Genomic DNA, 234 nt, shown 5'->3' with positions numbered 1-234 from the left:
GGGTCGTTAGCTCAGTTGGTAGAGCAGTTGACTTTTAATCAATTGGTCGTAGGTTCGAATCCTACACGACCCACCACTTGAACAGAATTACCGCTTAAGCGGAAACTTAGCGCCAAGTTGCTTGTAATAAGTTGTTAACTAGGTGCATAGCAATATTTGGGTCGTTAGCTCAGTTGGTAGAGCAGTTGACTTTTAATCAATTGGTCGTAGGTTCGAATCCTACACGACCCACCA

2 tRNA genes are annotated in these 234 nt (G+C 44.0%); both read left to right on the top strand.

The features are described from left to right. A tRNA-Lys gene (locus CR46_RS0117670) sits at positions 1-76 on the top strand. A gap of 82 nt (positions 77-158) precedes the next feature. Next, positions 159-234 (top strand) — tRNA-Lys (locus tag CR46_RS0117665).

The organism is Vreelandella neptunia, assembly GCF_000712975.1.
Taxonomy (GTDB): Bacteria; Pseudomonadota; Gammaproteobacteria; order Pseudomonadales; family Halomonadaceae; genus Vreelandella; species Vreelandella qaidamensis.
This window is presented reverse-complemented; position numbering and strand designations above follow the sequence as displayed.